The sequence below is a fragment of the Burkholderia ubonensis genome (assembly GCF_902833085.1).
Lineage (GTDB): Bacteria > Pseudomonadota > Gammaproteobacteria > Burkholderiales > Burkholderiaceae > Burkholderia > Burkholderia ubonensis.
This window is the reverse complement of the sequence record NZ_CADFEB010000009.1, coordinates 177,620-202,706: the sequence shown is the minus strand read 5'-3', so window position 1 is coordinate 202,706 and position 25,087 is coordinate 177,620. Positions and strand designations below refer to the sequence as shown.

The 25,087-nt window shown below is 67.4% G+C and carries 26 protein-coding genes; 14 read left to right on the top strand and 12 right to left on the bottom strand.

Features of this window, described 5'->3' with window-relative positions:
- The first annotated feature begins 4 nt into the window (after window positions 1-4).
- Entirely contained in the window at window positions 5-1,417 is a 1,413-nt protein-coding gene (locus tag HWX31_RS25130; protein WP_174963822.1) for a phage tail protein, read from the top strand.
- A 94-nt stretch (window positions 1,418-1,511) separates the two neighbouring features.
- On the opposite strand, the gene HWX31_RS25125 is transcribed toward HWX31_RS25130, so the two are convergent.
- Window positions 1,512-2,699: a glycosyltransferase gene (locus HWX31_RS25125; RefSeq protein ID WP_174963823.1), complete on the bottom strand. Its 1,188-nt coding sequence runs from the start codon at window positions 2,697-2,699 to the stop codon at window positions 1,512-1,514.
- Window positions 2,700-3,135: 436 nt separating this feature from the next.
- On the opposite strand from HWX31_RS25125, the gene ispH reads away from it, so the two are divergent.
- From ispH to HWX31_RS25110, 4 genes are all read left to right on the top strand, one after another.
- On the top strand, window positions 3,136-4,077 hold the full coding sequence (gene ispH, locus HWX31_RS25120) for a 4-hydroxy-3-methylbut-2-enyl diphosphate reductase (protein WP_059711300.1): 942 nt from the start codon (window positions 3,136-3,138) through the stop codon (window positions 4,075-4,077).
- A 12-nt stretch (window positions 4,078-4,089) separates the two neighbouring features.
- Window positions 4,090-5,250, top strand: a complete 1,161-nt coding sequence (gene hpnH, locus HWX31_RS25115) for an adenosyl-hopene transferase HpnH (RefSeq protein WP_059634895.1) — start codon at window positions 4,090-4,092, stop codon at window positions 5,248-5,250.
- A 103-nt stretch (window positions 5,251-5,353) separates the two neighbouring features.
- Window positions 5,354-5,485, top strand: coding sequence for a hypothetical protein (locus tag HWX31_RS35210; protein ID WP_279613159.1), 132 nt, complete (start codon window positions 5,354-5,356; stop codon window positions 5,483-5,485).
- 106 nt (window positions 5,486-5,591) lie between these two features.
- On the top strand, window positions 5,592-5,957 hold the full coding sequence (locus HWX31_RS25110; protein WP_174963824.1) for a DOPA 4,5-dioxygenase family protein: 366 nt from the start codon (window positions 5,592-5,594) through the stop codon (window positions 5,955-5,957).
- Between the two features lie 55 nt (window positions 5,958-6,012).
- Here HWX31_RS25110 and trhA read toward each other — a convergent pair whose 3' ends face one another.
- A complete protein-coding gene (trhA, locus tag HWX31_RS25105; protein WP_174963825.1) occupies window positions 6,013-6,633 on the bottom strand; it encodes a PAQR family membrane homeostasis protein TrhA in 621 nt (206 codons plus the stop codon).
- Window positions 6,634-6,829: 196 nt separating this feature from the next.
- Between trhA and HWX31_RS25100 the strand changes: the two genes are divergently transcribed.
- Window positions 6,830-8,260, top strand: coding sequence for an MFS transporter (locus HWX31_RS25100; RefSeq protein ID WP_174963826.1), 1,431 nt, complete (start codon window positions 6,830-6,832; stop codon window positions 8,258-8,260).
- 140 nt (window positions 8,261-8,400) lie between these two features.
- Here the strand turns inward: HWX31_RS25100 and HWX31_RS25095 are convergent, their stop codons facing one another.
- Window positions 8,401-8,607, bottom strand: a complete 207-nt coding sequence (locus tag HWX31_RS25095; RefSeq protein WP_006766647.1) for a YbdD/YjiX family protein — start codon at window positions 8,605-8,607, stop codon at window positions 8,401-8,403.
- 12 nt (window positions 8,608-8,619) lie between these two features.
- Window positions 8,620-10,698: a carbon starvation CstA family protein gene (locus HWX31_RS25090; protein WP_174963827.1), complete on the bottom strand. Its 2,079-nt coding sequence runs from the start codon at window positions 10,696-10,698 to the stop codon at window positions 8,620-8,622.
- Window positions 10,699-11,033: 335 nt separating this feature from the next.
- Between HWX31_RS25090 and HWX31_RS25085 the strand changes: the two genes are divergently transcribed.
- Window positions 11,034-11,417 (top strand): SH3 domain-containing protein, encoded by a 384-nt coding sequence (locus HWX31_RS25085; RefSeq protein WP_174963828.1) that lies wholly within the window; start codon window positions 11,034-11,036, stop codon window positions 11,415-11,417.
- A gap of 149 nt (window positions 11,418-11,566) precedes the next feature.
- A complete protein-coding gene (locus HWX31_RS25080) occupies window positions 11,567-12,268 on the top strand; it encodes a hypothetical protein (protein WP_174963829.1) in 702 nt (233 codons plus the stop codon).
- 52 nt (window positions 12,269-12,320) lie between these two features.
- On the opposite strand, the gene HWX31_RS25075 is transcribed toward HWX31_RS25080, so the two are convergent.
- Window positions 12,321-12,785 (bottom strand): ATP-binding protein, encoded by a 465-nt coding sequence (locus HWX31_RS25075; protein WP_174963830.1) that lies wholly within the window; start codon window positions 12,783-12,785, stop codon window positions 12,321-12,323.
- Window positions 12,786-13,381: 596 nt separating this feature from the next.
- Between HWX31_RS25075 and HWX31_RS25070 the strand changes: the two genes are divergently transcribed.
- Both HWX31_RS25070 and HWX31_RS25065 read left to right on the top strand, forming a co-directional pair.
- Window positions 13,382-13,657: a hypothetical protein gene (locus HWX31_RS25070; RefSeq protein WP_059955263.1), complete on the top strand. Its 276-nt coding sequence runs from the start codon at window positions 13,382-13,384 to the stop codon at window positions 13,655-13,657.
- A gap of 101 nt (window positions 13,658-13,758) precedes the next feature.
- Complete coding sequence (locus HWX31_RS25065; protein ID WP_059618628.1) at window positions 13,759-14,139, top strand: DUF6697 family protein; 381 nt, start codon at window positions 13,759-13,761, stop codon at window positions 14,137-14,139.
- A 64-nt stretch (window positions 14,140-14,203) separates the two neighbouring features.
- On the opposite strand, the gene HWX31_RS25060 is transcribed toward HWX31_RS25065, so the two are convergent.
- The 3 genes from HWX31_RS25060 to HWX31_RS25050 form a co-directional block, all read right to left on the bottom strand.
- Window positions 14,204-14,632 carry a PRC-barrel domain-containing protein gene (locus HWX31_RS25060; protein ID WP_059538017.1) on the bottom strand — a complete coding sequence of 143 codons (429 nt, stop codon included), beginning with the start codon at window positions 14,630-14,632 and terminating at the stop codon, window positions 14,204-14,206.
- Between the two features lie 167 nt (window positions 14,633-14,799).
- Window positions 14,800-15,930: a 3-deoxy-7-phosphoheptulonate synthase gene (locus tag HWX31_RS25055; RefSeq protein WP_244143842.1), complete on the bottom strand. Its 1,131-nt coding sequence runs from the start codon at window positions 15,928-15,930 to the stop codon at window positions 14,800-14,802.
- A 265-nt stretch (window positions 15,931-16,195) separates the two neighbouring features.
- Window positions 16,196-17,512, bottom strand: a complete 1,317-nt coding sequence (locus HWX31_RS25050) for a lipase family protein (protein WP_174963831.1) — start codon at window positions 17,510-17,512, stop codon at window positions 16,196-16,198.
- 391 nt (window positions 17,513-17,903) lie between these two features.
- Between HWX31_RS25050 and HWX31_RS25045 the strand changes: the two genes are divergently transcribed.
- Together HWX31_RS25045 and HWX31_RS25040 are read left to right on the top strand one after the other, a co-directional pair.
- Entirely contained in the window at window positions 17,904-18,458 is a 555-nt protein-coding gene (locus HWX31_RS25045) for a hypothetical protein (protein ID WP_174963832.1), read from the top strand.
- A 17-nt stretch (window positions 18,459-18,475) separates the two neighbouring features.
- The gene (locus HWX31_RS25040) at window positions 18,476-19,741 is read left to right on the top strand and encodes a hypothetical protein (protein ID WP_174963833.1); all 1,266 of its coding nucleotides are present in this window, start codon (window positions 18,476-18,478) and stop codon (window positions 19,739-19,741) included.
- Window positions 19,742-19,759: 18 nt separating this feature from the next.
- Here HWX31_RS25040 and HWX31_RS25035 read toward each other — a convergent pair whose 3' ends face one another.
- Window positions 19,760-20,467: a YceH family protein gene (locus HWX31_RS25035; RefSeq protein ID WP_174963834.1), complete on the bottom strand. Its 708-nt coding sequence runs from the start codon at window positions 20,465-20,467 to the stop codon at window positions 19,760-19,762.
- 307 nt (window positions 20,468-20,774) lie between these two features.
- Here HWX31_RS25035 and HWX31_RS25030 point away from each other — a divergent pair, with 307 nt between their 5' ends.
- On the top strand, window positions 20,775-21,632 hold the full coding sequence (locus HWX31_RS25030) for a class I SAM-dependent methyltransferase (protein WP_174963835.1): 858 nt from the start codon (window positions 20,775-20,777) through the stop codon (window positions 21,630-21,632).
- A 160-nt stretch (window positions 21,633-21,792) separates the two neighbouring features.
- On the top strand, window positions 21,793-22,560 hold the full coding sequence (locus HWX31_RS25025) for an SDR family oxidoreductase (RefSeq protein WP_174963836.1): 768 nt from the start codon (window positions 21,793-21,795) through the stop codon (window positions 22,558-22,560).
- An 18-nt stretch (window positions 22,561-22,578) separates the two neighbouring features.
- On the opposite strand, the gene HWX31_RS25020 is transcribed toward HWX31_RS25025, so the two are convergent.
- Genes HWX31_RS25020 through HWX31_RS25010 form a run of 3 tightly spaced genes read right to left on the bottom strand, consistent with a single transcriptional unit; the run spans window position 22,579 to window position 25,006 of the window.
- Window positions 22,579-23,280: an MOSC domain-containing protein gene (locus HWX31_RS25020; RefSeq protein ID WP_174963837.1), complete on the bottom strand. Its 702-nt coding sequence runs from the start codon at window positions 23,278-23,280 to the stop codon at window positions 22,579-22,581.
- Window positions 23,277-24,173, bottom strand: a complete 897-nt coding sequence (locus HWX31_RS25015) for a dihydrodipicolinate synthase family protein (protein WP_174963838.1) — start codon at window positions 24,171-24,173, stop codon at window positions 23,277-23,279. Before HWX31_RS25015 ends, HWX31_RS25020 begins: the two co-directional genes overlap by 4 nt.
- Window positions 24,174-24,223: 50 nt before the next feature.
- Window positions 24,224-25,006 (bottom strand): aldolase, encoded by a 783-nt coding sequence (locus HWX31_RS25010; protein ID WP_059711293.1) that lies wholly within the window; start codon window positions 25,004-25,006, stop codon window positions 24,224-24,226.
- Window positions 25,007-25,087 lie beyond the last annotated feature (81 nt).

Here is a 25,087-nt window from a genome sequence, read left to right as displayed (position 1 = left end):
ACGCATGAACCTGAACGATCAGATCGATGCGCTCAATGCCGGCGTCGATCAGCTCCTCCACGATCAACACGCCGCCCAGCAGGCGGCACGCAGCGCCGAAGCATTCGCGCGCGCGGCCGCGGCAGAAGCCGACGCGGCCGCCCAACGTCATGCCGCGGCCGAGGCCGATGCGCAAGCTGCCGCGCAGCGCCATGCCCAAGCGGCCGCCGAGGCCGAAGCCGCGCTGCAGCGCCACACCGCGGCAAGCGCCGAAGCGCAAGCCGCCGCGCAGCGCCACACCGAGGCCGCCGCGCAGGCCGATGCCGCCGTGCAGCGCCACGCGGAAGCGACCGCGCTGACCGAAGCGCTCGCGCAACGCCACGCGGACGCCGAAGCCGCATCGCAGCGCCACGCGGCTGCGATCGCCGAAGCCGAGGCCGCCGCGCAGCGTCACGACGCCGCCGCGACCGAAGCGGAAGCCGCCGCGCAGCGCCATGCGGCAGCCGCCGCGGAAGCCGACGCCGCTGCGCAACGTCACGCGGTTGCGATAGCCGAGGCTGAGGCTGCTTCGCAGCGCCACACGAGCGCGATCGCCGACGCGCAAGCCGCCGCACAACGCCAGGCCGACGCGGCCGCGCAGGCCGAAGCCGTCGCGCAGCGCCACGCCGAAGCCATCGCCGAAGCCGAAGCCGCCGCGCAGCGCCATGCCGACGCGGCCGCGCAGGCCGAAGCCGTTGCGCAGCGCCACACCGAAGCGATCGCGCAGGCCGAAGCCGCCGCGCGGCGCCATGCCGAGGCGACCGCGCAAGCCGACGCCATCACGCAGCGCCACACGTTGGCGCTCGCGGAAGCCGAAGCCGCCGCGCAGCGTCATGAAAAGGCCATCGCCGACGCCGAAGCGCTCGTCGAAGCCGTCGTCAACGGGGCCGCGTCGGCGGAAGCCGTGGGCGCCGTGGAAACTGCGGAAGCCGTTGAACCCGCGGACGCGCCGCAAGCCGCAGCCGCGCCGGAAGCCGACACCCATGCCCCCGCGGCAACCGAAGCCGAAGCCGCCGCGGAACCGGAATCCGCGTCGGTGCCGGCGACTTCCGAAGCGCCCGCCGCTGCTGCGGACAAACCGACGCTGCATGTCGCCCGCCCGTCGCAGAACGAGATCACGCTGAGCGTCAACGGCGAATCGATCACGCTGCAGCCGGAACAGCTCAGCCAGTTGATCGAGGAACTCGCGCACGCGCGCGCGTCGATGCAGCCGGAACAGCCGGCGGGCATCCCGTCCGGCTGGCGGTTCGTGTCGACGAAGAATCCGATGATGGCGGTGCAGAAGCAAGCGAACGGCGACCGCCTGCTGGTCGCGCGCCACACCGGCTTCGGCTGGGTGCCGTTCACGTTCTCGCCGGACGTGGTGATTCAGATGTACATGATGCTCACCCAGCGGTAAGCATGGGGCGGCCATCCGTGGGATGGCCATCGAAGGGCGGCCTTGCGCCGCCCTTTTTCACATCGGGCCCGCCGCGCCGCGCGGGCCGAGGCGCTCAGCGCTCCACCGGCGCCTGCACGCGTGCCTTCCACTGCCCGCCCTTGCCGCGCCAGTAGCGCCACGCGGACGCGAACGTCGCGCCGACGTAGAACGCCGCGACGAGCGGCAGCGCGGGCGCCCACCACAGCGAGCGCCGGTAGTAGCGCAGCATCGGCGCATAGGCGGTGCACATCGACGCCCACGCGAGCCAGGCCGGCCATGCGTGCGCGCCGTAGGCCAGCGCCGCGACGGGCGGCACGAGGTAGATGATCGTCATGCCGAGCAGCGTGCCGGCCAGCAGCCACGGCGAATAGTGGAGCTGCGTGAACGCGGTGCGCGCGATCATGTTCCAGATGTCGCGCCAGCTGTCGTACGGGCGCAGCGACACGCTGCGCTCGGCGAGATCGAGCCGGATCGGATGGCGGCCGCCGCCGCGATGCTTGATCTGCGCGGCGAGGCTGCAATCGTCGATCAGCGCGTTGCGGATCGACTCGATGCCGCCTGCCTCCTCGAGCGCCGTGCGCTTCACCAGCATGCAGCCGCCGGCGGCGCCGGCCGTCTTGTTGCGCGGATCGTTGATCCACGAGAACGGGTAGAGCTTCGCGAAGAAGAACACGAACGCCGGGATCAGCGCCTTTTCCCAGAACGAATCGCAGCGCAGCCGCACCATCAGCGACACCAGGTCGCGATGCTCGGCCTGCGCGCGCGCGACGAGCTGCGCGACGGCGTCCGGCGGATGGCCGATGTCGGCGTCGGTCAGCAGCAGGTAGTCGGCCGGCAGGCCGAGCGCGCCGACCGCCGCGATCCCCTGCGACTGCGCCCACACCTTGCCCGACCAGCCGGCCGGCAGCGGCTTCGCTGCGAGCACGGTCAGGCGGTCGGCGCGGTTGATCGCGAGCGCCGCCGCGCGGGCCGCGTCGGCGGTGCCGTCGTCGCTGTGGTCGTCGACGATGATCAGGTGAAACGCGCCGGGATAGTCCTGCTCGAGCAGCGAGGTCGCCGCGCGGGCGATCACGTCGGCTTCGTTGCGCGCCGGCACGACCGCGACGACGGCCGGCCAGCCGGCCTCGGCCGCCGCGCCGCGTGCGCCGGGCGGCAGCGGCCGCGCCGGCTGCGCGCGCCAGAAGCCGCCGCGCGCGACGAGCAGGACGATCCAGATCAGCAGCGACAGGCAGGACAGCAGGAACACGATCGCCAGCATCATCGGCGCGCCTCCCGGCGGGCACCGCCTGCGGCGAAGCCGGACGCTGCAATCAGGGTCGGATTTAAAACGCCGGAGGCGGCGCGTGCGGCCTGCGGCGCCGCAGGGCAATACTCGTAGGAATCGACGGTCATCGAGGAGGCCTTGAAATGTGCTCGACGTCAGGCAACCGAAAGGAAGCCTGCGAAACCGCCTAGTTTACTGGGTTCCGCGCCGGCGGGCGCCGACCCGGCCGTCCCAGGCTTGCAACGCGATTGCAACACGTTCGAAACAGCACCAGAGCAAGGACCTGCCGATAGAGTTAAAATGCGCGATTAATTCGGGGTGCCGGGCCCTGGCCTGCCGGGTCGTTCCTGCATTCATAACATCAAGTCGGGACGATCGAGCTGGCATGCCGGCTCCCTCGAACCCCGCGTCTGTCGTCGGAGTTCGCTCAATTATGCGAGTCATCCTTGCCCAGCCCCGCGGCTTTTGTGCGGGAGTTGTCCGCGCGATCGAGATCGTCGATCGCGCGCTGCAACAGCACGGCGCGCCGGTTTATGTGCGTCATGAAATCGTCCATAACCGGCACGTTGTCGAAAATCTGCGTAATAAAGGGGCGCGATTCGTTGAGGAGCTCGACGAGGTGCCCCACGGCGCTGTCGCGATCTTCAGCGCGCACGGTGTCGCCCAGACGGTCGAGCGCGATGCGGAAACGCGCGGGCTCGACGTGCTCGACGCGACCTGCCCGCTCGTCACGAAAGTGCACGTGCAGGGCCGCCAGTACGTCGCGGCGGGCCGCCGGCTGATCCTGATCGGCCACGCGGGCCATCCGGAAGTCGAAGGCACGATCGGCCAGATCCCGGGCGAGGTCACGCTCGTCCAGAGCGAGGCCGAGGTCGACACGCTGACGCTGCCGGTCGACACGCCGGTCGCGTACGTCACGCAGACGACGCTGTCGGTCGACGACACGCGCGGCATCATCGAGGCGCTGCAACGCCGGTTCACCGACATCGTCGGGCCGGACACGCGCGACATCTGCTACGCGACGCAGAATCGCCAGGCGGCGGTGCGCGAGCTGAGCGCGCAGGTCGACGTGCTGCTCGTCGTCGGTGCGACGAACAGCTCGAACTCGAACCGGCTGCGCGAGATCGGCACCGAAAGCGGCGTACCGAGCTATCTCGTCGCCGACGGCTCGGAAGTGAAGGCCGAATGGTTCGCGGGCGTGCAGACGGTGGGGCTCACCGCCGGCGCGTCGGCGCCCGAAGAGATGGTCGAGGATGTAATCGGCGCGCTGCGCGCGCTGGGGCCCGTCGAGGTCACGACGATGGCGGGCCGTGAAGAAAAAGTCGAATTCAAGTTGCCGGCGAAGCTCACGCAAGCTGTCGCCCGCGAAGTTTAAGGAGGACAACTCTTGTCTATTCCGCTGCTCCAGCAAGTCCGCGTCGGCGCATACATCATGCGCCAACACCTGTCCGGCAACAAACGCTATCCGCTCGCGCTGATGCTCGAGCCGCTGTTCCGTTGCAACCTCGCCTGCAACGGCTGCGGCAAGATCGATTATCCGGACCCGATCCTGAACCAGCGCCTGTCGGTCGAGGAATGCCTGCAGGCCGTCGACGAGTGCGGCGCGCCCATCGTGTCGATCGCCGGCGGCGAGCCGCTGCTCCACAAGGAGATGCCGGAGATCGTCAAGGGCATCATGAAGCGCAAGAAGTTCGTGTACCTGTGCACGAACGCGCTGCTGATGGAAAAGAAGATGGACGACTACCAGCCGAATCCGTACTTCGTCTGGTCGGTCCACCTCGACGGCGACAAGGACATGCACGATCATTCCGTGTCGCAGGAAGGCGTGTACGAAAAGGCGGTCGCGGCCATCAAGGAAGCGAAGCGCCGCGGCTTCCGCGTGAACATCAACTGCACGCTGTTCAACGATGCGATCCCCGAGCGCGTCGCGAAGTTCTTCGATACGCTGGGGCCGATCGGCGTCGACGGCATCACCGTGTCGCCGGGCTATGCGTACGAGCGCGCGCCGGACCAGCAGCACTTCCTGAACCGCGACAAGACGAAGAACCTGTTCCGCGAGATCCTGAAGCGCGGCGAAGGCGGCAAGCGCTGGTCGTTCAGCCAGTCGTCGCTGTTCCTCGACTTCCTGGCCGGCAACCAGACCTACAAGTGCACGCCGTGGGGCAACCCGGCGCGCACCGTGTTCGGCTGGCAGAAGCCGTGCTATCTGGTCGGCGAAGGTTACGTGAAGACCTTCAAGGAGCTGATGGAAGACACGAACTGGGACAACTACGGCGTCGGCAACTACGAGAAGTGCGCGGACTGCATGGTCCACTGCGGCTTCGAGGCGACCGCCGTGATGGACACGATCGCGCATCCGCTGAAGGCGTTCGCCGTGAGCCGGAAGGGCATCAAGACCGAAGGCGCGTTCGCACCGGACATTCCGATCGACAAGCAGCGTCCGGCCGAGTACGTGTTCTCGCGCCACGTCGAGATCAAGCTCGAGGAAATCCAGCGCGCCGGCAAGGGCAAGCTGCAGAAGCCGGCGAAGCCGGCCGCGGCGGCCTGACCGGACGCATCGCCGTGCTGGGCTGATGCCCTCGGCCGGTGAGTATGAACGAAGCGCCACGGAGTCGATCCGTGGCGCTTTTTTTTTGGCCGAGCGACGCGCCGTGCAAGGCGAGACGGCCGTGAAGACGTTCGGGATTCCGCACGAGGCGGTGGCGTCGCTCGACGAGGCCGTCGCGCTCGCCGCGCGGCTGACGGATGCGGACGGCGCGGCGTCGCCGGTTCGCCCGGCGTGACGCGCGCCGCCGTGCATGACGTGCGTCACTGCAGGCGGCGCCGCACGGCGCGATAATGGCGCTCCGGCCGTCGCCGACGTGACGGCGCCCACGCTCGTCCATCCGCATGCACGCTCACGCCCCTTTCATCGACGTCGCCGCCATCGACAGCTGGCACGCGCACGTCTACTTCGACGCCGCCGGCCGCGATGCGGCCTGGGCCTTCCGGCAGATCGTCGAGCAGCGCTTCGGCGCGATCATCGATCTCGGCCGTTTCCATGAGCGCCTGGTCGGGCCGCATCCGGCCTGGTCGTACCAGATCGCGTTCGCCGCCGCGCACTTCGCCGAGATCGTGCCGTGGCTCGCGCTGAATCACGGCGCGCTCGACATCTTCCTGCACCCGAATACCGACGACTCGCTGCGCGATCATCGCGACGCGGCGGTGTGGATCGGGAAGTCGTATGAATTGAATCTGGCCGGGCTGGCCGATTGACGCGCGACGCGCTGTCCGGCGGCTGGCGGCCGACACGGCGCGGCCGCGGCATGCGTCACGCGACGTACAGCGCAATGCTGACGAACTGGCACAGGCTGCCGGCCAGAACGAACATGTGCCAGATGCCATGCCCGTGGCGGATGCGCTCGTCGTTGATGAAAAAGTAGATGCCGGCGCTGTAGATGACGCCGCCCGCCACGAGCCAGGCGGTGCCCACCGGCGGCAGCGCATGAATCAACGGGCGGATGGCAACGAGCGCGAGCCAGCCCATCAGCACGTACAGCACCATCGACACGGCACGGGTGCGCCGCCCGAGGGTCAGTTCCTGCACGATGCCGAACGCGGCCAGCCCCCAGCTCACGCCGAACAGCGACCAGCCCCATGGCCCGCGCAACGTGACGAGGGTGAACGGCGTATAGCTGCCGGCAATCAGCAGGTAGATCGCCGAATGGTCGCATTTCTGCAGGATGGCTTTCAGGCGCGGCTTGCGCACGCTGTGGTAAAGCGTCGAGATCGCGTAGAGCACGCAGAGCATCGCGCCGTAGACGCTGAAGCTCACCACCTTGTAAGCGTCGCCCTGGAGCGCGCCCATCGTCACCAGTGTTGCCAGCCCCGCCATCGATAGCACCGCGCCGACGAGATGGGTAATGCTGTTGAAACGCTCACCGACATGCACGACGTCGTCCTCCTGCGCGGGTTCATCGGGGCAAACGAATCATATGATACCGGCCGTGACATGACGCCGGGGGCGGGCAGATCAAGCTCGGCACACGAGCGGCGACGCGGCGACATCCACGTTTCGGTCCGCGGTGAAACGTCGTCGCCCATCGCGTCGATACATTGGCTTTTTGCTCCTCCCGCGCGGAAATCCGATGAAAACCAACCTGCATGCCAACGCCCGCCGGGTCCTGGCGGCGACCAGCGTCAGCTACACGCTCGTCCTGCTCGACGCGTCGATCGTCAACGTCGCGCTGCGCGAAATCGCCCGAACGCTCGACAGCCAGGTCGCCGGGCTGCAATGGATCGTGAACGCCTACACGTTGACGTTCGCGTGCCTGCTGCTGACGGGCGGCACCCTGTGCGACCGGCTCGGCGCACGCAACGTCTACATTGCGGGGCTCGCGGTGTTCGTCGCCGCGTCGGCACTGTGCGGCTTCGCGCCGAACCTGACGGTCCTCGCGCTGGCGCGCGTGCTGCAAGGCGTCGGCAGCGCGATGCTGGTGCCGTGCTCGCTCGCGCTGATCAACCGCGCGTATCCCGAGCCGGGCGAGCGCGCAGCGGCGGTCAGCGTCTGGATGGGATGCGGCGGCGTCGCGATGGCCGCGGGCCCGCTGATCGGCGGGCTGCTGATCCAGCTGTTCGGCTGGCGCAGCATCTTCTTCGTGAACCTGCCGATCGGGCTGGCCGGCGTCTGGCTCGCGCGCTCGGCTGCGCGCGCCGATGCCGGGCAGACCCGGCACTTCGACTGGACGGGGCAGGCAGCGGCGATCGTCGCGCTCGGCACGCTGATCGGCGTGCTGATCGAGGGGCCGTCGCTCGGCTGGCGTGCGACGCCGATCGTCGCCGGCATCGTCGTGTGCTGCGTCGCATGGATCGCGTTGATCGCGATCGAGACGCGCGGGCGCAATCCGATGCTGCCGCCGGCCTTCTTTCGCAGCCCGCTCTTCGCCGGATCGACCTTCGTCTCGATGGCGTCCGCGTTCGTGTTTTACGGCCTGCTGTTCACGTTCAGCCTGTTCTACCAGCAGGTGCGCGGCGAGTCGCCGCTCGATGCCGGGCTCGCGTTCCTGCCGATGACGGCGATGGTCGCGACCGGAGGCCTGCTGTCGAGCCGGCTCGTCAGGCGCTTCGGCGGGCGCTGGCCGATGTGCGCCGCGTTCGGCCTGTATGCGGCAGGCGCGCTCGGGATGATGCTGTCGACCGCGACGTCGCCTTACTGGTTCGCGGTCGGCCCGATGCTGGCGATCGGGTTCGCGTCGGGCTTCATCTCGCCGGCCGCGACCTCGCCCGCGCTCGGCACCGTCGGGAAAGGCCGCGCGGGCATCGCGGCGGCCGTCCTGAACGCCGCCCGACAGAGCGGCTCCGCCCTCGGCGTGGCGGTCTTCGGCGCGTTCATCGCGACGCTGCAGCCGTTCCGGTTTGCGATGCACCTGACGCTCGCCGTCGCGATCGGGCTATCCGTGCTCGCCGCCGCGGTCTGGTGGGCAACGTCCCGCACGGCTGCAACGGCCGGCGCGACGCATGGCGGCGCCCCGGCCACGCCGCAGCCGGTCCGCTACACTGGCGAACGTGACCCGGCGTAATGGCCGACCACCACCGGCCGCTCCAGCGCCGGCGCACGGGTAGCGAACCAGACCGGCAACAAGAACAAGCAAGCGTGAGCAACAAAAAAGCGCCATGACTCGCGTCATGGCGCTTTTGCATCAGTTGCCGCTTCAGCCGCTCAGCAACACTTCCCCGCCCCCGATCCATACCGCGCGTTCTGACGTTCGCGGAAGAACTCCTCGTACGTCATCGGCTCGCGGTCCGGATGCGTATCGCGCATGTGCGCGACATAGGTGTCGTAGTCGGGCAGGCCGACCATCAGCCGCAACGCCTGCCCCAGGTAGCGGCCCGCGCTGCGCAGATCACTGCCGAGATCGGAGAACATCGCGGCTTCTCCTTAGCGACCGCTGCCGAGCGCCTGCGCCGCCGGCATCGCCTCGTACGGCGTCTCGCGCACGGTCGGCTTCGCTTCGTTGCGCGCGCGCCGGATCGCGAGCACGCCGTACACCGCGATGCTCACCACGACGAGAATGAACAGCCCCGCGAGCGCGGCGTCGATGTAGTCGTTGACGATGATCCGCTTCATCTGCGCGATCGACTTCGCCGGCGCCAGCACCTTGCCTTCGTCCACGGCCGCCTGCAGCTTCGCGGCATGCGCGAGGAAGCTCACCTTCGGGTTCGCATCGAACACCTTCTGCCAGCCGGCCGTCAGCGTGCAGATCAGCAGCCATACGGTCGGCACGAGCGTGACCCATGCGAAACGCTCACGCTTCATCTTGAACAGCACGACGGTGCCGAGCACCAGCGCGATCGCCGCGAGCATCTGGTTCGAGATGCCGAACAGCGGCCACAGCGTGTTGATGCCGCCGAGCGGATCGACCACGCCCTGATACAGGAAGTAGCCCCATGCGGCGACACACAGCGCGGTCGCGATCAGGTTCGCCGGCAGCGACTCGGTGCGCTTGAGCGCCGGGTGGAACGTGCCGAGCAGGTCCTGCAGCATGAAGCGGCCCGCGCGCGTGCCCGCGTCGACGGCCGTCAGGATGAACAGCGCTTCGAACAGGATCGCGAAGTGATACCAGAACGCCATCATCGCCTCGCCGCCGATCACCTGGTGCAGGATGTGCGCCATGCCGACCGCCAGCGTCGGCGCGCCGCCCGCGCGCGCGATGATCGTCGTCTCGCCGACGGCCTTCGCGGTTTGCGTGAGCATGTCCGGCGTCAGCATGAAGCCCCATTGCGTGACGGTGTTCGCGACCGCTTCCGGCGTCGTGCCGAGCACGGCGGCCGGCGCGTTCATCGCGAAGTAGATGCCCGGCTCGATCACGCAAGCGGCGACCAGCGCCATGATCGCGACGAACGATTCCATCAGCATCGCGCCGTAGCCGATGAAGCGCGCGTTGGTTTCGTTGTCGAGCAGCTTCGGCGTCGTGCCCGACGAGATCAGCGCGTGGAAGCCCGACACCGCGCCGCACGCGATCGTGATGAACAGGAACGGGAACAGGTTGCCCGACCACACCGGGCCCGTGCCGTCGACGAACTTCGTCAGCGCGGGCATCTTCAGTTCCGGCGCGACGATCAGGATGCCGATCGCGAGACCGACGATCGTGCCGATCTTCAGGAACGTCGACAGGTAGTCGCGCGGCGCGAGCAGCAGCCACACCGGCAGCACCGACGCGACGAAGCCGTAGCCGATCAGGATCCACGTGAGCTGCGTGCCGCTGAACGTGAACCATGCAGCGAGCGTCGGCGAAGCGCTCACGTTCTGGCCGAACGAAATCGCCGCCATCAGCCCGACGAAGCCGATGATCGACACTTCGCCGATGCGGCCCGGACGGATGTAGCGCGTGTAGACGCCCATGAACAGCGCGATCGGAATCGTCGCGGCGACGGTGAACGTGCCCCACGGCGAGTTGGTCAGCGCCTTCACGACGATCAGCGCGAGCACCGCGAGGATGATCACCATGATCAGGAACGCGCCGAACAGCGCGATCACGCCCGGCACGGTGCCGAGCTCCATCTTGACGAGATCGCCGAGCGAGCGGCCGTCGCGGCGCGTCGAGATGAACAGCACGATGAAGTCCTGCACCGCGCCCGCGAACACGACGCCCGCCAGGATCCACAGCATGCCGGGCGTGTAGCCCATCTGCGCGGCGAGCACCGGCCCGACGAGCGGCCCGGCGCCGGCGATCGCGGCGAAGTGATGGCCGAACAGCACGTACTTGTTGGTCGGCACGTAGTCGAGGCCGTCGTTGTGCCGGACGGCCGGCGTCATCCGCAGCCCGTCGAGCTGCATGACCTTGCTGGCGATGAAGCGGCTGTAGAAGCGATACGCGATCAGATACACGCAGACTGCGGCGATCACGATCCAGAGGGCGCTGACCCGCTCGCCGTGCGCGAGCGCGATGGTGCCGAACGCGAACGCGCCCAATAGCGCGACCGCAATCCAGATCAGGGTGCTGGAAGCCCGATTCATGGTGTCTCCTGTGGTTATTGATAGCGCGCGGCGCTTGGGCCGCCGCACGCTCGTGTGTCGGTATGGCACGTCATGCCGACCTCGCAAAGGCCGGCATGATGGGCTCGTAGTATTCTCGTTCGGGGGGCCGCTTACAAGCGGATAATTACGTATGCATGGCTACGTAGAATTACGTAGATCGAATGCACGCGTTGGCCGTCAGTGTGTATCTTGAAACGAATTCGCTGAAGCACATGCGGTATTTCTGATTGGAATTTCCGCTTTGCCTGCCGTTAAACTTGCCGGCTTTTGATGACCGGTCGAAGACTTGCCTTGCCCTGCCTCCTCGGAAAACCATGAATACCAAGATTTCGAAAAGCATCCGGGCAGCCGCCCTTTTCGCGCTGTGCGCAAGCATCGCCCCGATGTACGCCCATGCAAAAGGCCCGGTGAATTGCCGTCAACTCAACGAAGCGGTCGGGGGCCCCGACGACAATTTCAGGCCGCCGGTTTCCGCGACGGTCATCGGCTCGGGGCGCGCCTATTTTCATTCGGCTCCCGACGCGCAGTGCGTCACCAAGCGAACCTTCATCATTCCCGGCGACTCCGTGACCGTCTATAAGCCGTACAAGGGCTGGTATCAGATCATGTACGTGAACGGCAAGACGGGGGAAGATTTCGAAGGGTGGGTCGAGAAAGGTCGCCTGAGCTTGGGCGGTACTTTGGGAGGCGGTCAATAGTCGAGTGCGTTCGGCAGCCGCCCATCCGGAAACAACCGCTCCCGGCGGCAAGCAGTTCCGTGGAATAGAACCTAGAATTGAACGCAGCGCCGGCCGTCGCTGTGCCCCCGGCCGGGCGCTTCCCGTTCCCATCGTCGGAAGCAGCCGCCATGAACCTTCACGATGCGCGCGTCATCCGCCCCGCACTGGGCGCACTCTGCGTGGCTTCGCTCGCGACGCTGTCCGCGTGCGGCGGCGAAGCGTGCTTCGGCTTCAACGATGGATGTTTCAACGGAAACGGAAACGGCACGCAGACCATCACCGTCTCCGGCACGGCCGCCACCGGCCCGGCGCTGGCCAGCGCGACCGTCATCGCCCGCTGCGCGCAGGGTTCTGGCTCCGCGCTGTCGGACGGCGGCGGGAACTACAGCCTGACGTTCAACGCGACGCTCCCGTGCGTGCTCACCGCGACTTCCGGCGGCACGACCCTGCATTCGCTCGCGTTCGCCGGCGGCACCTTCAATACGACGCCCGAGACCGACCTGATGCTCGTCTACCTCGCATCGCAGCTCGGCACGACCACGGCCGGCCTGATCGCCAACCTGCCGAACAGCGCGCATGTCCAGCAGGTGCTGGAAAACCAGTCCGACGTGCAGGCCGCGCAGGTGGCGGTCGTCGCGAATCTCCAGCAGCGCTACGCGGTCACGCTGACGACGCAGGCGTTCCTGACGACGCCGTTCGTGGTCGGCCAGCCGGGCGTCGACAGCGACCTCGTCGCGCTGGCGACGGCAGGGGCGATCGACGCCAACGGCATGCCCGACCCGGCCGCCGTGCAGCTGCTGGCGCAGGCCGGCGCCGCACATCCGCTATGAACGACGCCGCGCCGGCGGGGCAACGAAAGGCGTGAACCGAAACGCCTTCGCGTCAGGCCTGCGTCGAGACCAGGCCACCCGTGGGGTTGCTCGACGACTTGCGCAGCTGTTCCACCATCTTGGCGACCGCGGATTGCAGCGCGGCGGACACTTCGCCGGCCTGCGCGACCAGCGCCTGCTGTTCGATCCGGGCCGCAGGGTCCTTCTTCGCCCGCTCGGCCGCCCTTGCAATCTGGGCTTCCAGCTGCGCGAGCTGCTTCTGCAGCTTCTCGATCAACTCCTTCAGCTGCTTGACCGCCGGGTCTTCGGCCTTGCTGTTCGCACCGCCCAGCGGCGCGGAGCCTTCGGCCGACGCGGGCTGCGCGGCGTTCGCCTTCGCGCCTTCGCTCGTGCCCGACGATGCCGTGGAGCCGGCAGCGGTGGCGGCGGTGGCTTGCTGATTGCCCGATGCGCCGGCCGTCGTCGGGTTCGCCGCGGCTTGCGCCGGGCCCGCGACCAGGGAGGAATCGATCTTCATGACGTGCTTCCTTGTGTTTAGTGAATGAACCGTGACAGCTGAACGTGAGGTTCCATACAGTCGGATTACGGCATTCGTCACACGAAACTTGAGGGAGGCGGCGCGTCACAATAAGCGATGAACTTTTTTCGTATCGATATCGCCCGCCGCAACGGATAAGGTGAGCTGATTCGGGAGCCGCCCTTTACAACCTTTTTACTTGCCATCGGATGGCGACTCACTAGAATGCTTGCGTAATCCCATCGAGAGTTGGTGACATGACCATCCGAAGTCCTCGCCCCCCAAGTCGCTTCCCCACCTGACAGGCAGGACGCCTGCTCTTTCCCGAGCCATCGTCTTGCCGAAAGGCGAGCGGTGCGCATCCGTCGTTACTCTCCCGAGCGTTCTTGCGCGTGCACGGTTGACCGGGCCGCAGCGATTCAGGCGGCCTATGCCGGGCGCTTCATGCGCGCATGGCCACCGCGATTGCAGCGCCCGCATCGCGACGCAGCCCCTTGCCTTTCGTCCGCCCTCCAAGGCATCGCTTCGTTCGCGCATCGCGTCGCGAACGACATGATCCGCACGCTCGTCGTGCGCGGTTAAAGAAAGGATTACTGATGAACGAGCTACACGGAATTTCGGCGCCGGCCGGCATGCCGCGGCTGAGCGCGCACGAAATGGCGGCATTGATGCTGCTTGAACAGGCGCCGGTCGAGATCGAGCGGGGAACGCTCGACATGACCATGCTCCGCGACGTAGGACTTGCCGAACTCATTGATCGGGACAAGGGCGACCCCAAGTTCTCGATCACGCGCAAGGGCAAGGTCATGCTGCGGATGCTGAGCGAGTGGATCACGCGGGAGCGTGCCGTTTCACCTGCCAATCCGGCCTGACTTCGGCCTGACTTCAAGCGCGCGTCGAACGACGCCGACGATGCGATCCGCGGGCATGCCGGCGTGCATGCCTCGCATTTGACGACCCAGGAGTTTTTGACATGTTTGAACTCAACAAGCATTACACCCGCGAATTCATCCACACGGCCTGCGGCGGCAGCAAGCAAGCGTTTCTGCCCACGAAGAACGGCAAGGTCGTCGCCGCGTGCCTGCGCACCGACCTCAATCCGCATGCGCCGGACGTCATCATCTGCGACGGCAGCGCGTCCGCGCGCGCCGCCGGCAGGACGCTGGCCAATCAGGGCGGTGCGATTCCGGTGTTCATCAAGATGGCAACCGACGCGTTTCGTTTCGTCGGCATGTTCGCCGTCAGCGAATCCTTGACCATCCCGCTCGACTACCAGCAGCTCGTGCGCAACAGCGGCTTCACGACCGGCCAGGTGTCGCGCGTGCTGAAGATGAAACGCCACGACCACGCATGAGCGAAAGCGGCGCGCGGCCCGGTGCATTGCGCACCGGGTCATTCGCGCCGTCCGCGCATCAGGTTCAGTGCTTCTCGTCGACCTGCTTCGGCTTCGGCGGCGCCGGCACCTTCGCGTACTGGAACGCCGGCGTCGCCTTCAGCGCTTCCTTCGTCGCGCCCGGCAGATAGATGTTGCCGTTGCGCACGTCGAGCGACGCGATCGGCACCGCGACGTCGTGCGCCGCGACGCCGAGGAAGCCGCCGGCCGCGACGATTGCCGCCGACACCGAGCCGTCCGGCGCGACGATCAGGTCGCGGATCGTGCCGACCTTCTGGTTCTGGTCGTTGTACACGGGCTTGCCGAGCACGCTCTTCTTCACGCTCCAGCCTTCGAGCAGCGCCTGCGATTGCTCGACGGTGACGCTGAGCGGCTGCGTGCCCGCGATCTGCGCGTGTGCGCCGATGCTCGATGCGAGCACGGTCATTGCGACGAGGGTCTTGTAGAAAGCCATGTTGTCGGACTCCGGTTCGTTTGTCGTTGGTGTCGGGCGCGTTGCATGACGCAACACTGCCGCCATGTTAGCGCCGCTAGCGTGGCGCTGCATCGGACACCATGCCGCAGCAATGCTGCGGCGACGCACGCAGATCAGCGTCGATGCTCAGGCCCGCCGCCCTCGCATCACGCGTTGCGCGAATACACCCTGCGATGCCGCACCGCCTCGGCGAGCACGTCGAGCACCGGCTCCGTCTGCGTCCAGCTCAGGCAAGCATCGGTGATCGACACGCCGTATTTCAGCGGCACGCCCGCCTTCAGATCCTGCCGCCCCGCCTCGAGATGGCTCTCGACCATCACGCCGACGATCCGGTGCTCGCCCTGCGCGAGCTGCCGCGCGAGATCCTGCGCGACGTCGATCTGCCGCTCGTGAGACTTGTTCGAGTTCGCATGCGAACAATCGACCATCACCTGCTCGCGCAACCCCGCCGCGCGCAGCACCGCGCAGCTCGCTTCGACATGCGCGGCGTCGTAGTTCGGGCCGTTCTTGCCGCCGCGCAGGATCACGTGCGCATCGTCGTTGCCGCGCGTCTCGAAGATCGCGGCCATACCCATCTTCGTCATTCCCATGAACGCGTGACTCGCGCGCGCGGCGACGATCGCGTCCGACGCGACCTGCACGCCGCCGTCGGTGCCGTTCTTGAACCCGATCGGGCAGCTCAGGCCCGATGCGAGCTGGCGATGGCTCTGGCTCTCGGTCGTACGCGCGCCGATCGCGCCCCACGCGATCAGGTCGGCGATGTACTGCGGGCTCAGCAGGTCGAGGAATTCGGTCGCGGCCGGCAGGCCGAGCGCGTTGACGTCGAGCAGCAGCTGCCGCGCGGCGCGCAGCCCTTCGTTGATGCGAAAGCTGCCGTCGAGCCGCGGATCGTTGATGTAGCCCTTCCAGCCGACCGTCGTGCGCGGCTTCTCGAAATAGACGCGCATCGTGATCAGCAGGTCGTCCTTCAGCGCGTCGGCGGCGGCCTTCAGGCGATGCGCGTACTCGAGCGCCTGGTCGTGATCGTGGATCGAGCACGGGCCGACGACGATCAGCAGCCGGTCGTCGCGGCCGTGCAGGATGTCGCCGATCGCCTTGCGAGTGTCCTCGACGAGCGCCTGCGTAGCGGCCGGCACCGGCAGCTCGTCCTGCAGCAGCGCCGGGGAGATCAGCGGACGGACGGCGCCGATGCGGACGTCGTCGATGCGTGTGGTGTCCTGCGTCGCGTCGGCGACGCCGACCTCGCGATCGTGTGAAGGATTGTCGAGGTTCTGCATGGTAATTCTCCGGGGGACGTCTTCTGGAATGGTCAGCAGGCTCGATTATGGCACTCGGCCATGACGGCGGCGATCGCGGGCGGGGCGGCGAAGGGGTGCGGCGCAGGGACGCGGGCGGCGGCGGGCGGTGTGCGGGACGCCCGGCGCCCGCGCCGCAACGCAGGACGAAAAGGCGATCCGCGGAGGATCGCCTGTCCCCGTCGAAAACGAGACAGCGCGCGATGAATCATGCGTTGGCGGCCATTCGCCGCATCGCGCGTCGCGCCTAGTGCAGCGTCTCCGGCGCCAGCGAATTGCTCGGCAGGAGCGCAGTCAGCGCGCAATTGCTCGGTGCGGCTTTCCCGGCGAAGCGGTCATAGAGCCAAGGCAACATCCCGGCCACCCATGGCACGATGGCCCCGGCATGTTCAAGCGGATATTCGGTGTACACGACCGGCACGCCGCTCGAGCAGAACTTCTGTGCAAGGGCGCGCACGTCGTAGGCCAGCATCACGCCGTCGCCCACCTGGCTGCTGAACGTGCCGTCCAGCACGCCTGCCGTTCCCTGACCGATATACATCGGGATCGTCGGCGACGCGGCAAGCCCGGCATTCACCTTGTTCGCATACGTCACATACGCCGGAATGCTGTTGATGTCGTTCGCGTATTGCGGCTTGAACAGCGTTGCCCAATGCAGTCCCGTGTATTTCGGCAGGATATAGGCAAGCGACTGATTCCGGATATCGTTGAATACCGCAACGCCGGTGTCGCTGAGATAGGGCGTCAGGTCGAAGTCATAGCCTCGCGACAGCCCGGCGAGCGCAGCCGCGGCGACTCCGCCCCAGACGATGCCGCCGTCGACGTAACGCAGATTGTGGGCGGGGTCGACGAGTACGCCCCCTTCCGCCGCGCCGACGAGCTGCCTGTTGATGTCCGGCGCATAGCTCGGCGCCAGTTGCGCCGCCCAGTTCGTGGCAATTGCGCCGCCGGAATAGCCGATCATCGCGACCTTGCTGGACGGAACCAGCCCGGTCGACGGCGTATTGAGCGCCGCGCGGATCGAATCGAGGGTCGCCATGCCATATTCGGGGCCGGCAGCGAAATCCGCCGTCTGTCCTTCCGTATCGGGCACGATGATGTTGTATCCCAGCAGCAGCAGCGTCGACAGCGGAATGGATTCCGCGCTGTAGAGCAGGGTCCCCACGTTGATGATCTTCGTGACGTCCCGATCTCCGGCGATCACCTGCGAGGGCTCGTCGTACGGGTTCAACGAATCGTAGGCCGACTGGTACGAGATGGCCCGGCCGTTGCTGACCTGGCTCCGGATGACCGAAGTCACGTTGACGACGGGCTGGTTGCGCGCGTTATTGGTGCGATACAGCAATTGCTGGGCGGTCACCGCGGTCGGAATGCCGGCCACGTGATAGGTGACGTTGCGCGTCTTGAGTACCGTGCCCGGTGGAATCGATGCCAATGGCGTGGTGCCGGTATAGGTGTAGAACGGATCGGACACGGTCGGCACACCGGCGCTGGCCGGCGGCGCGGCGATGGCCAGCAGGATGGACGCGGCGGCCGCAATGGCCATGAAAAATTTGGAGGACATTGGGGGTAGTCCTTGTGTGAGTTCGTTCTGGATGTGCCGTTTTAGTAGGAGTGCCAACCGGATTAATTGAAGCACAACAGGCGCGCGGCCGAAGGCGTTTTCGGTTGTTTGAAGGGAAACATCTAAATCCCGTGGCGTTGATTCAGGTCGACAGGTCGGCGAAATGCCGACCGTCATCAAACACTTTTTTGAAACGGTCCCCGGTGTCTTGTGTCATGCATGTCGTCGCGGTCGCATATCGCAAAGGGCCATGCATGCGACCTGGCCGTTCGGCCGACTGCGCACGCGCGGCTGAAGTGCCGTACGATCACGGCTGTCCGGTACCTACGCGCGCCGTCGTTCGACGCGGGGCGCACGGGTGCCGGCCTGCTGACCCATCCGACATGCCACGATGACCGTATCCGAACTGCTCCGCGCCATCCGCCAGCCCTATGCCGACCTGCTCGCGAAAGCAGCCGCGCAATCGGCCGCTTGCGTCGAACCGGCCTACCGGCACGCCGACGGCACGCTGGCCACCGAAGGGCCGCTGGCGCTGCCATGCCGTGCCGACACCATTCCGACCGAAGGCGAATCGGCCGGCCGGCCCGCGATGGTCGACTCGGTCACGCAACTGGATTTCGAACCGTTCACGTTCGATCTCGATACGGCTGCCGTGTCGATCCGCCCGTTCGTGTGGGACTGGGCCACGATCGAAGCCGACGGTCTCGACGAACGCGCGGCGACCGACGCATTCAAGACGTGGTTTTTCGCGTGGTTCGACGCCGACGACGAGAATGCGCCGGCCGAGGACGGCCTGCACGGCATCGTCCACTATCTGTCCGAACCGGCTCGCACTGAACAGGGATGGCGCGTCAACGCGGATCTCGGTTCGGCGCCCGGGACAGCCGTCGAGGATCTGCTGTTCCGGCTCGTCGATGCGGGCGCGACGCGGATCGGCCTCGGTTGAATCATCCGTCACCCACCATGAGACTCCCGCTTCGGATTGCGCTGCTGTGGCTCGCACTGCACGCAGGTTTCGCGGATGCCGCGCCGCGCATCGTCTACCAGGGCACGCTGCAAGGCGCCGGCGAGGTCGTGATGGAACTCGACAGCCGGCCGGCGGCAGGCGGCGCGATCTCGGGCCGCTATTGCTACGCGCAGTACGGCATCGACATTCCGCTGCACGGCAAGCCGGCGCGGCTCATCGAACCGTTCGCGCGAACGGATTTGCCTGACGACGCGCGCGCTGCATTGAGATACGACGAACACGCCGACTTCGACCATGCCGCCGCAACCTGGCATGGCACGCAGGACAAGGACGGTTATCGCGGCCGCTGGACCGACGCACGCTCCGGCAAGACGCGCGCCTTCGCACTGCGTCGTGTCGCCGAATACGATCCCGACGCGGTTGCACCCGGTTCCGTCGAAGCCGTCACCGATCGCATCGCCGGCGGCGTCGGCAGCGGCATCGCGCGCGGCGCGGAAATCGACATGAAGCACGCGCCTTACGCGGCGCTGAAGCTCGCCGGCCATGCGCAACCCGCCGGCCCCGAGATCGGCGACGGCACGGTCGGCTACCGGATGTGGCGCGACCCACGCACGCAGTTCATGTATCCGCGGCTCAGCCGCCATCCCGATCCGGCCGTGATGACGCGAGTCAACCGCCTGCTGGAGCAGCGGCACGGGCAGATGAATCTCGCCGCGCTCGAATGCGCGTCGACGCGCTATACGGACGACGGGCCGGCAGCCGGTTCGCTCGGCGGATATGACGACGAGCACGTGACGGTCACGTGGCTGTCATCGGCAGTACTCGGCATCGTGGAATCGGGCAGCACATTCTGCGGCGGCGCGCACCCGAACAATCACTACGACCCCGTGACGTTCGACCTGCTGCGCGGCGCGTATCTCGACTGGAATCGCGTCATCGACGCTGCTTCGCCGGGAAAGGACGATGTACCGGAAACGAGCCCCGCGCTGGCGCGCCTCATCGCGCGGCTGCGCGACGAAGCCAAGTCCGGCGAGCGGCCGACGGACGGCGAAGGCAATCCGATCTCGTGCGCCGACATGCTTCCCGACTATCTCGCATTCGAGTTCGATGTACCCGGCAAGCTGTCGTTTACCGTCTCCGGCATCGGGCACGCGTTGGGCGCCTGTCTCGGACCGCAGCTAGAAGTGCCGTTTGCGGCGCTGACGCCGATCCTGAAACCAGGTGGTACGCGCTATCTCATACCGGGCGTCAAGTTGCCGTAAAGCGTTACCGGCGCTGTGTCAGGAGGCGTCGCCCGCCGGATCGACTTCGATCCCCAGTTCGGCGGCCATCCGCTCGACGAGCGCCTGCAACCGGGCGACCTCATCCGCGAGACGCTTCTGCTCTGCCTTCAGCGCCTCGAACTCGGACGGCGGGACGGAATCGGCCCCGCCTGCATCCTGCCCCGCGAAGTCGCTCACGCTCACCTCGCCGCACATCAGGTGCGTCCAGCGGTTCTCCCGCGCGCCGGCCGCGCGCGGCAGCTTCACGACGAGCGGGGGCTCGCGCGTCGCCAGCTCTTCCAGGAACGCCTCGACCGACGAGATGTCCGCGAAGCCGTGCAGGCGCGCGGTGTTCAGGCGCAGCTCCGCGGCGGTCTGCGGGCCGCGCAGCAGCAGGATCGTCAGCAGCGCGATCGCCTGGCTCGGGACGCCGAGCACGCGGTTCATGTTGTGCTCGAAACGCGGCACGCGGCTGCTGCTGCCCTCCATCACGATGCTCAGATGCTTCAGCCCGTCGATCGCGGTCGTCACCTCGGCCTCGGTGACGTTCATCACCGGCGAGCGCGCGGTCTTCTGATTGCAGCCCGCCGTCAGCGCGTTGAGCGACAGCGGGTACGTATCCGGCACCGTGTGCTGTTTCTCGACCAGCACACCAAGAATGCGCGCTTCGAGCTGCGTCAGTTCGCGAAGGGGGCGGGGCGAAGGAGTATCCGGAGTGGTGTTCATGGGTGGCGTCGCGGCATGCTGCGTGTGAAAGGGAAGCGGATCGCGGCCCGGCGGCGCGCCGGGCGGGCGAGCCATATGATAGCCGGTGCCGCGCTGCGTGGGCGTGCGGTCGCGTGTCGCGGCATTCGTCACATTCAACGCATTCGTTGCGCTGGTCGCATCGATCGCAATCGCTGCATGCGATGCGTCAGTCGCGTTCGCCGAATGCGCTGCCCGAATCGCGCGTAACGGCCGGCTTGGAACCGCCGCGCACGATGACTACACTTTGTGCGCGGCTCAAACTTTCGCCACCAGACAGGAGAACGTCATGCCAGACAAGCAGTCCGTCGCACCGGAAAGCACCGCATTGCGCGTCGCACTGTGGCGGGCCATGCACACGGAGGTCGACGCGCCGCCGTATGTGCTCGAAGACGATATCGGCCTGCAACTGATCGCGCCGGACGAAGACTGGCGCGACCGTCCCGACATGCACCCGCAGGGCACGCGCGGCTTTCGGGCGTCGGTCGTCGGACGCGCGCGCTTCATCGAGGATCTGGTGGCCGAGTACGCCGATCGCGGCATCGCGCAGTACGTGCTGCTCGGCGCGGGCCTGGACACCTTCGCGCAGCGCCGGCCGGGCCTCGCGTCGCGCCTGCAGGTGTTCGAAGTGGACCAGCCGGGCCCGCAGGCATGGAAGCGGCAGCGCCTGATCTCGCTCGGTTTCGGCGTGCCGGAATGGCTGCATCTCGTGCCGGTCGACTTCGAGGCCAGAGAATCGTGGCTCGAGAAACTGGCGGCGGCGGGTTTCGCGGCCGACCAGCCGGCGGTCGTCGCGTCCACCGGCGTGACGATGTACCTGAGCCTCGACGCGATCAAGGCGACGCTGCGGCAGATCGCGTCGCTCGCGCGCGGCACGACGCTCGCGATGACGTTCCTGCTGCCGCCCGAGCTCGTCGAGCCGGCGGACCGCCCGATATATGAGGCAGTGCTGAACCGCGCGCGCGATTCCGGCACGCCGTTCGTGAGCCTGTTCAGTCCGTCCGAAATCCTCGCGCTCGCAAGCGAAGCCGGCTTCGGCAAAGCCCGCTGCGTGTTGCCGGCCGATCTCGCGCAACGCTATTTCAGCGGACGGACCGACGGGTTCCGGCCGGTCGACGGCGAAGTGTTCCTCGTCGCGACCGTGTAGATCGCGCAACGGCGTCCGCGTTTGCGCGACGCGGACGCCGGCGCTACGATACGCGTTCGTCAGGCGGGGCACGACGCGTCGGAGCAGCCGCTTCCGGCGCCCCATCGCCGTGAACGATCGGCCATCGCGTCCGTTCAACCCCCATCCGCATTTCATCGACATGACCAGCCCGTCCACTCCATTCCCGTCCGTTCGCGCGATCGTCACCGGCCACACGCGCGGCCTCGGCGCCGCGCTCGCCGCGCAACTGCTGGCGCGCGGCATCGCCGTGCTCGGCCTGTCGCGCAGCCGTCATCCGTCGCTCGGCGCGCAAGGCGGCGAGCGCTTCGCCGAAGTCGAACTCGATCTGTCGGACCCGGCACGCGTCGAAGCATGGCTCGCCGGCGACGCATTGGCCCGCTTCGTCGACAGCGCATCCACCGTGCTGCTGTTCAACAACGCCGGCACCGTCGAACCGATCGGCCCGCTCGACGCGCAGGACCCGGCGGCCATCGCGCGCGCGGTCAGCCTGAACGTCGCGACGCCGCTGATGCTGTCGAGCGCGCTCGCGCAGGCCGGCGCCGACACCGTCGAGCGCCGCATCCTGCACGTGTCGAGCGGCGCGGCGCGCAATGCGTACGCGGGCTGGAGCATCTATTGCGCGACCAAGGCCGCGCTCGACCATCACGCGCGCGCGGTCGCACTGGATGCAACGCGCGGGCTGCGCATCTGCAGCGTCGCGCCGGGCGTCGTCGATACCGGCATGCAGGCAACGATCCGCGCGACCAGCACCGATCGTTTCCCGCAGCGCGAGAAGTTCGACCAGCTGAAGGCGAGCGGCGCGCTCGCGACGCCGGACGCGGCCGCGCGGCAACTGATCGACTACGCGCTGAGCGATGCGTTCGGCGCCACGCCGACGGCGGACGTGCGCGAGCTGGCAGCCGGATAAACCGCGCGCCGCCGCCCGTCACCCTTCCAGCCGCTTCGTCCAGTCTTCGACCGTTCGTTCCGTCCGGCGCCGCTCGAGCATCTTGCGCCAGGCGGGCGGCAGCGTCCCGATGCCGCACAGCGCGTCGAGCGCCGCCATGTCGAGCGTGCGCCGGTACAACACGTCGAGCACCGTCGACAGCGGCCATTCCGGATGGGGGCGCGCGTGCAGCGCCAGCACCGCGCCCGGCTCCACCCACCCTTCCTCCAGCACGCGGTAATACCATCCGGTACGCCCGCTTTGCTGCACGAGCGCGGCCATCCGCGGATGCTCGAAACGCGCGTTGAGCTTCCAGCAGGGTTGCCGGGACTGCGATAGCTGAAGCACGGCGCCGCCCAGCGTGAAGACGTCGCCGATGCAGACGTCGCGCTCGGTCATGCCCGACGTCGACAGGTTCTCGCCGAATGCCCCCGGTTGCGCGAGCACGTCGCGTGCGCCGATCTGCGTGGACCACCACGCATAGTGGTCGAGCGCGTAGTGGTGGACCGCCTTGTCGGCGCCGCCATGATGCCGGCGGTCCGCCTGCTCGTCGCCCGCGAAGCCGAGCGCGCCCAGCCACAAGCGCGCCGGCACCGGCCGCTTGGCGATCGCGCTCGCGTGGGGCGTACCGGCCAGCGGCCGGCACGCCCCGACGAGCACGGCCCCGATCCCCGCCTCGATCGCCGGATGCGCGTCGCTCATGCCTGCACGCACGCCGGCAGTGCGGCGAGCAGGCGCGCGAGTTCGCGCGTCCTGTCCTCGCCGAGCGGCAGCAGCGGCTTCCTCGGTTCGCCTGCGTCGAAGCCGCGCAGACGCAAGCCGGCCTTGACGGTAACCGGCAAGCCGCCACTGACGATGAATTGCAGCAGCGGCAACTGCGCGTGGAAGACCTCTCGCGCCCGCGCCAGGTCGCCCGCCCGAACGGCCTCGACCAGCGCAAGCGGCAAGCGCGCGTTCAGGTTCGGCGCGGCCGTGCACCACCCGGCCGCGCCCGCTGCCAGTGCGGCGAGCGCCATCGGATTGCTGCCGTTGTAGAACGGAATCGCGCCGTCGCTCAATTGCGCAAGACGGTGCATCCGCATGATGTCGCCCGTGCTCTCCTTGACCATCGTGACGTTGTCGACGGTGCGGCAGATCGTGGCGATCAGCTCGGGCGACATGTCGACGCCGCTGGTCGCCGGGTTGTTGTACAGCATGACCGGAATGCCGATCGCATCGCCGATCGCGCGATAGTGGCCGACGATCTCGTCGTTGCCGAGTTTCCAGTACGACACCGGCAGCACCATCACCGCGTCGGCGCCGGCCCGCTCGGCAAAGCGGGCGCGGCGCACCGCACCCGCGGTGGTCAGGTCGGAAATGCCGACGACCGTCGGCACGCGTTTGCGGACCGCACGAATCGACGTGTCGGCGACTGCCTCCCATTCGGCGTCGGACAGGTACGCACTCTCGCCCGTGCTGCCGAGCGGCGCGATGCCGTGAACGCCATCGGCGACCAGACGCTCGATCAGCGCGTCGAGCGCTTTCAGGTCGACGTCGCCGTCGGCGGAAAAAGGGGTAACCGGGTAGGCAATGATGCCTTGCAGCAGGATTGACACGATTTGCACTCCAGAATTAAAAGCCAATGCGGATCGATGGCATCGATGGTTCAGGCGACGCAATCGGGATGCGTGCGAAGCGCGCGGCGGGCGTAATAGTCGAACGTCACGGCGTCGCGCTTCGGCTTCGAGATCCAGTCGTGCGCTTCCCGCGCGAGCGCCGGCGGAACCGGCCGGATCGTGCCGGCCGACATCGCGAGCAATTGCAGCTTCGCGGCGCGTTCGATCAGCAACGCGAGCACGCAGGCCTCCTCGATCGTCGTGCCGACCACGAGCTGGCCGTGGTGCGACAGCAGGATCGAGCGCTTGTCGCCGAGCGCCTTCGAAATGATTTCGCCTTCCTCGTTGCCGACGGGCACGCCGGGCCAGTCTTTCAGGAACGCGCAATCGTCGTAGAGCGGACACGTATCCATATGCGATACGACGAGCGGCTGCTCGAGCATCGACAGCGCCGCGACATGCGTCGGGTGTGTATGGATGATGCAGTTCACGTCGGGGCGCTGGCGATAGATCCACGTATGAAACCGGTTGGCCGGATTCGGAATGCCTTCGCCGTCGACGACATCGAGATCCTCGTTGACCCGCAGCAGGTTCGCGGCCGATATCTCGTCGAAGCCGAGCCCCAGCCGCTGCGTATAGTAGGTGCCGGCCTCATCCGCGCGGCAGGTGATCTGCCCGGCCAGGCCGGAGTCATGCCCCGCGTCGAACAGGATCCGGCACGTGAGCGCCAGCTTCTGCCGCACAGTCCAGCCGCTCTCGCCCACCTCGCTCTCGAGACGCCGCTCGGCAAGCGCAACGAGCGCCGCCTTCGGCAACTGCAATGTTTCCGCCATATAGCCTCCTCAATCGAAAGGACGTGCCCGTCATACGCATCCGTTTGCGCACTCATGACACGAGGCCGATTATATGACACA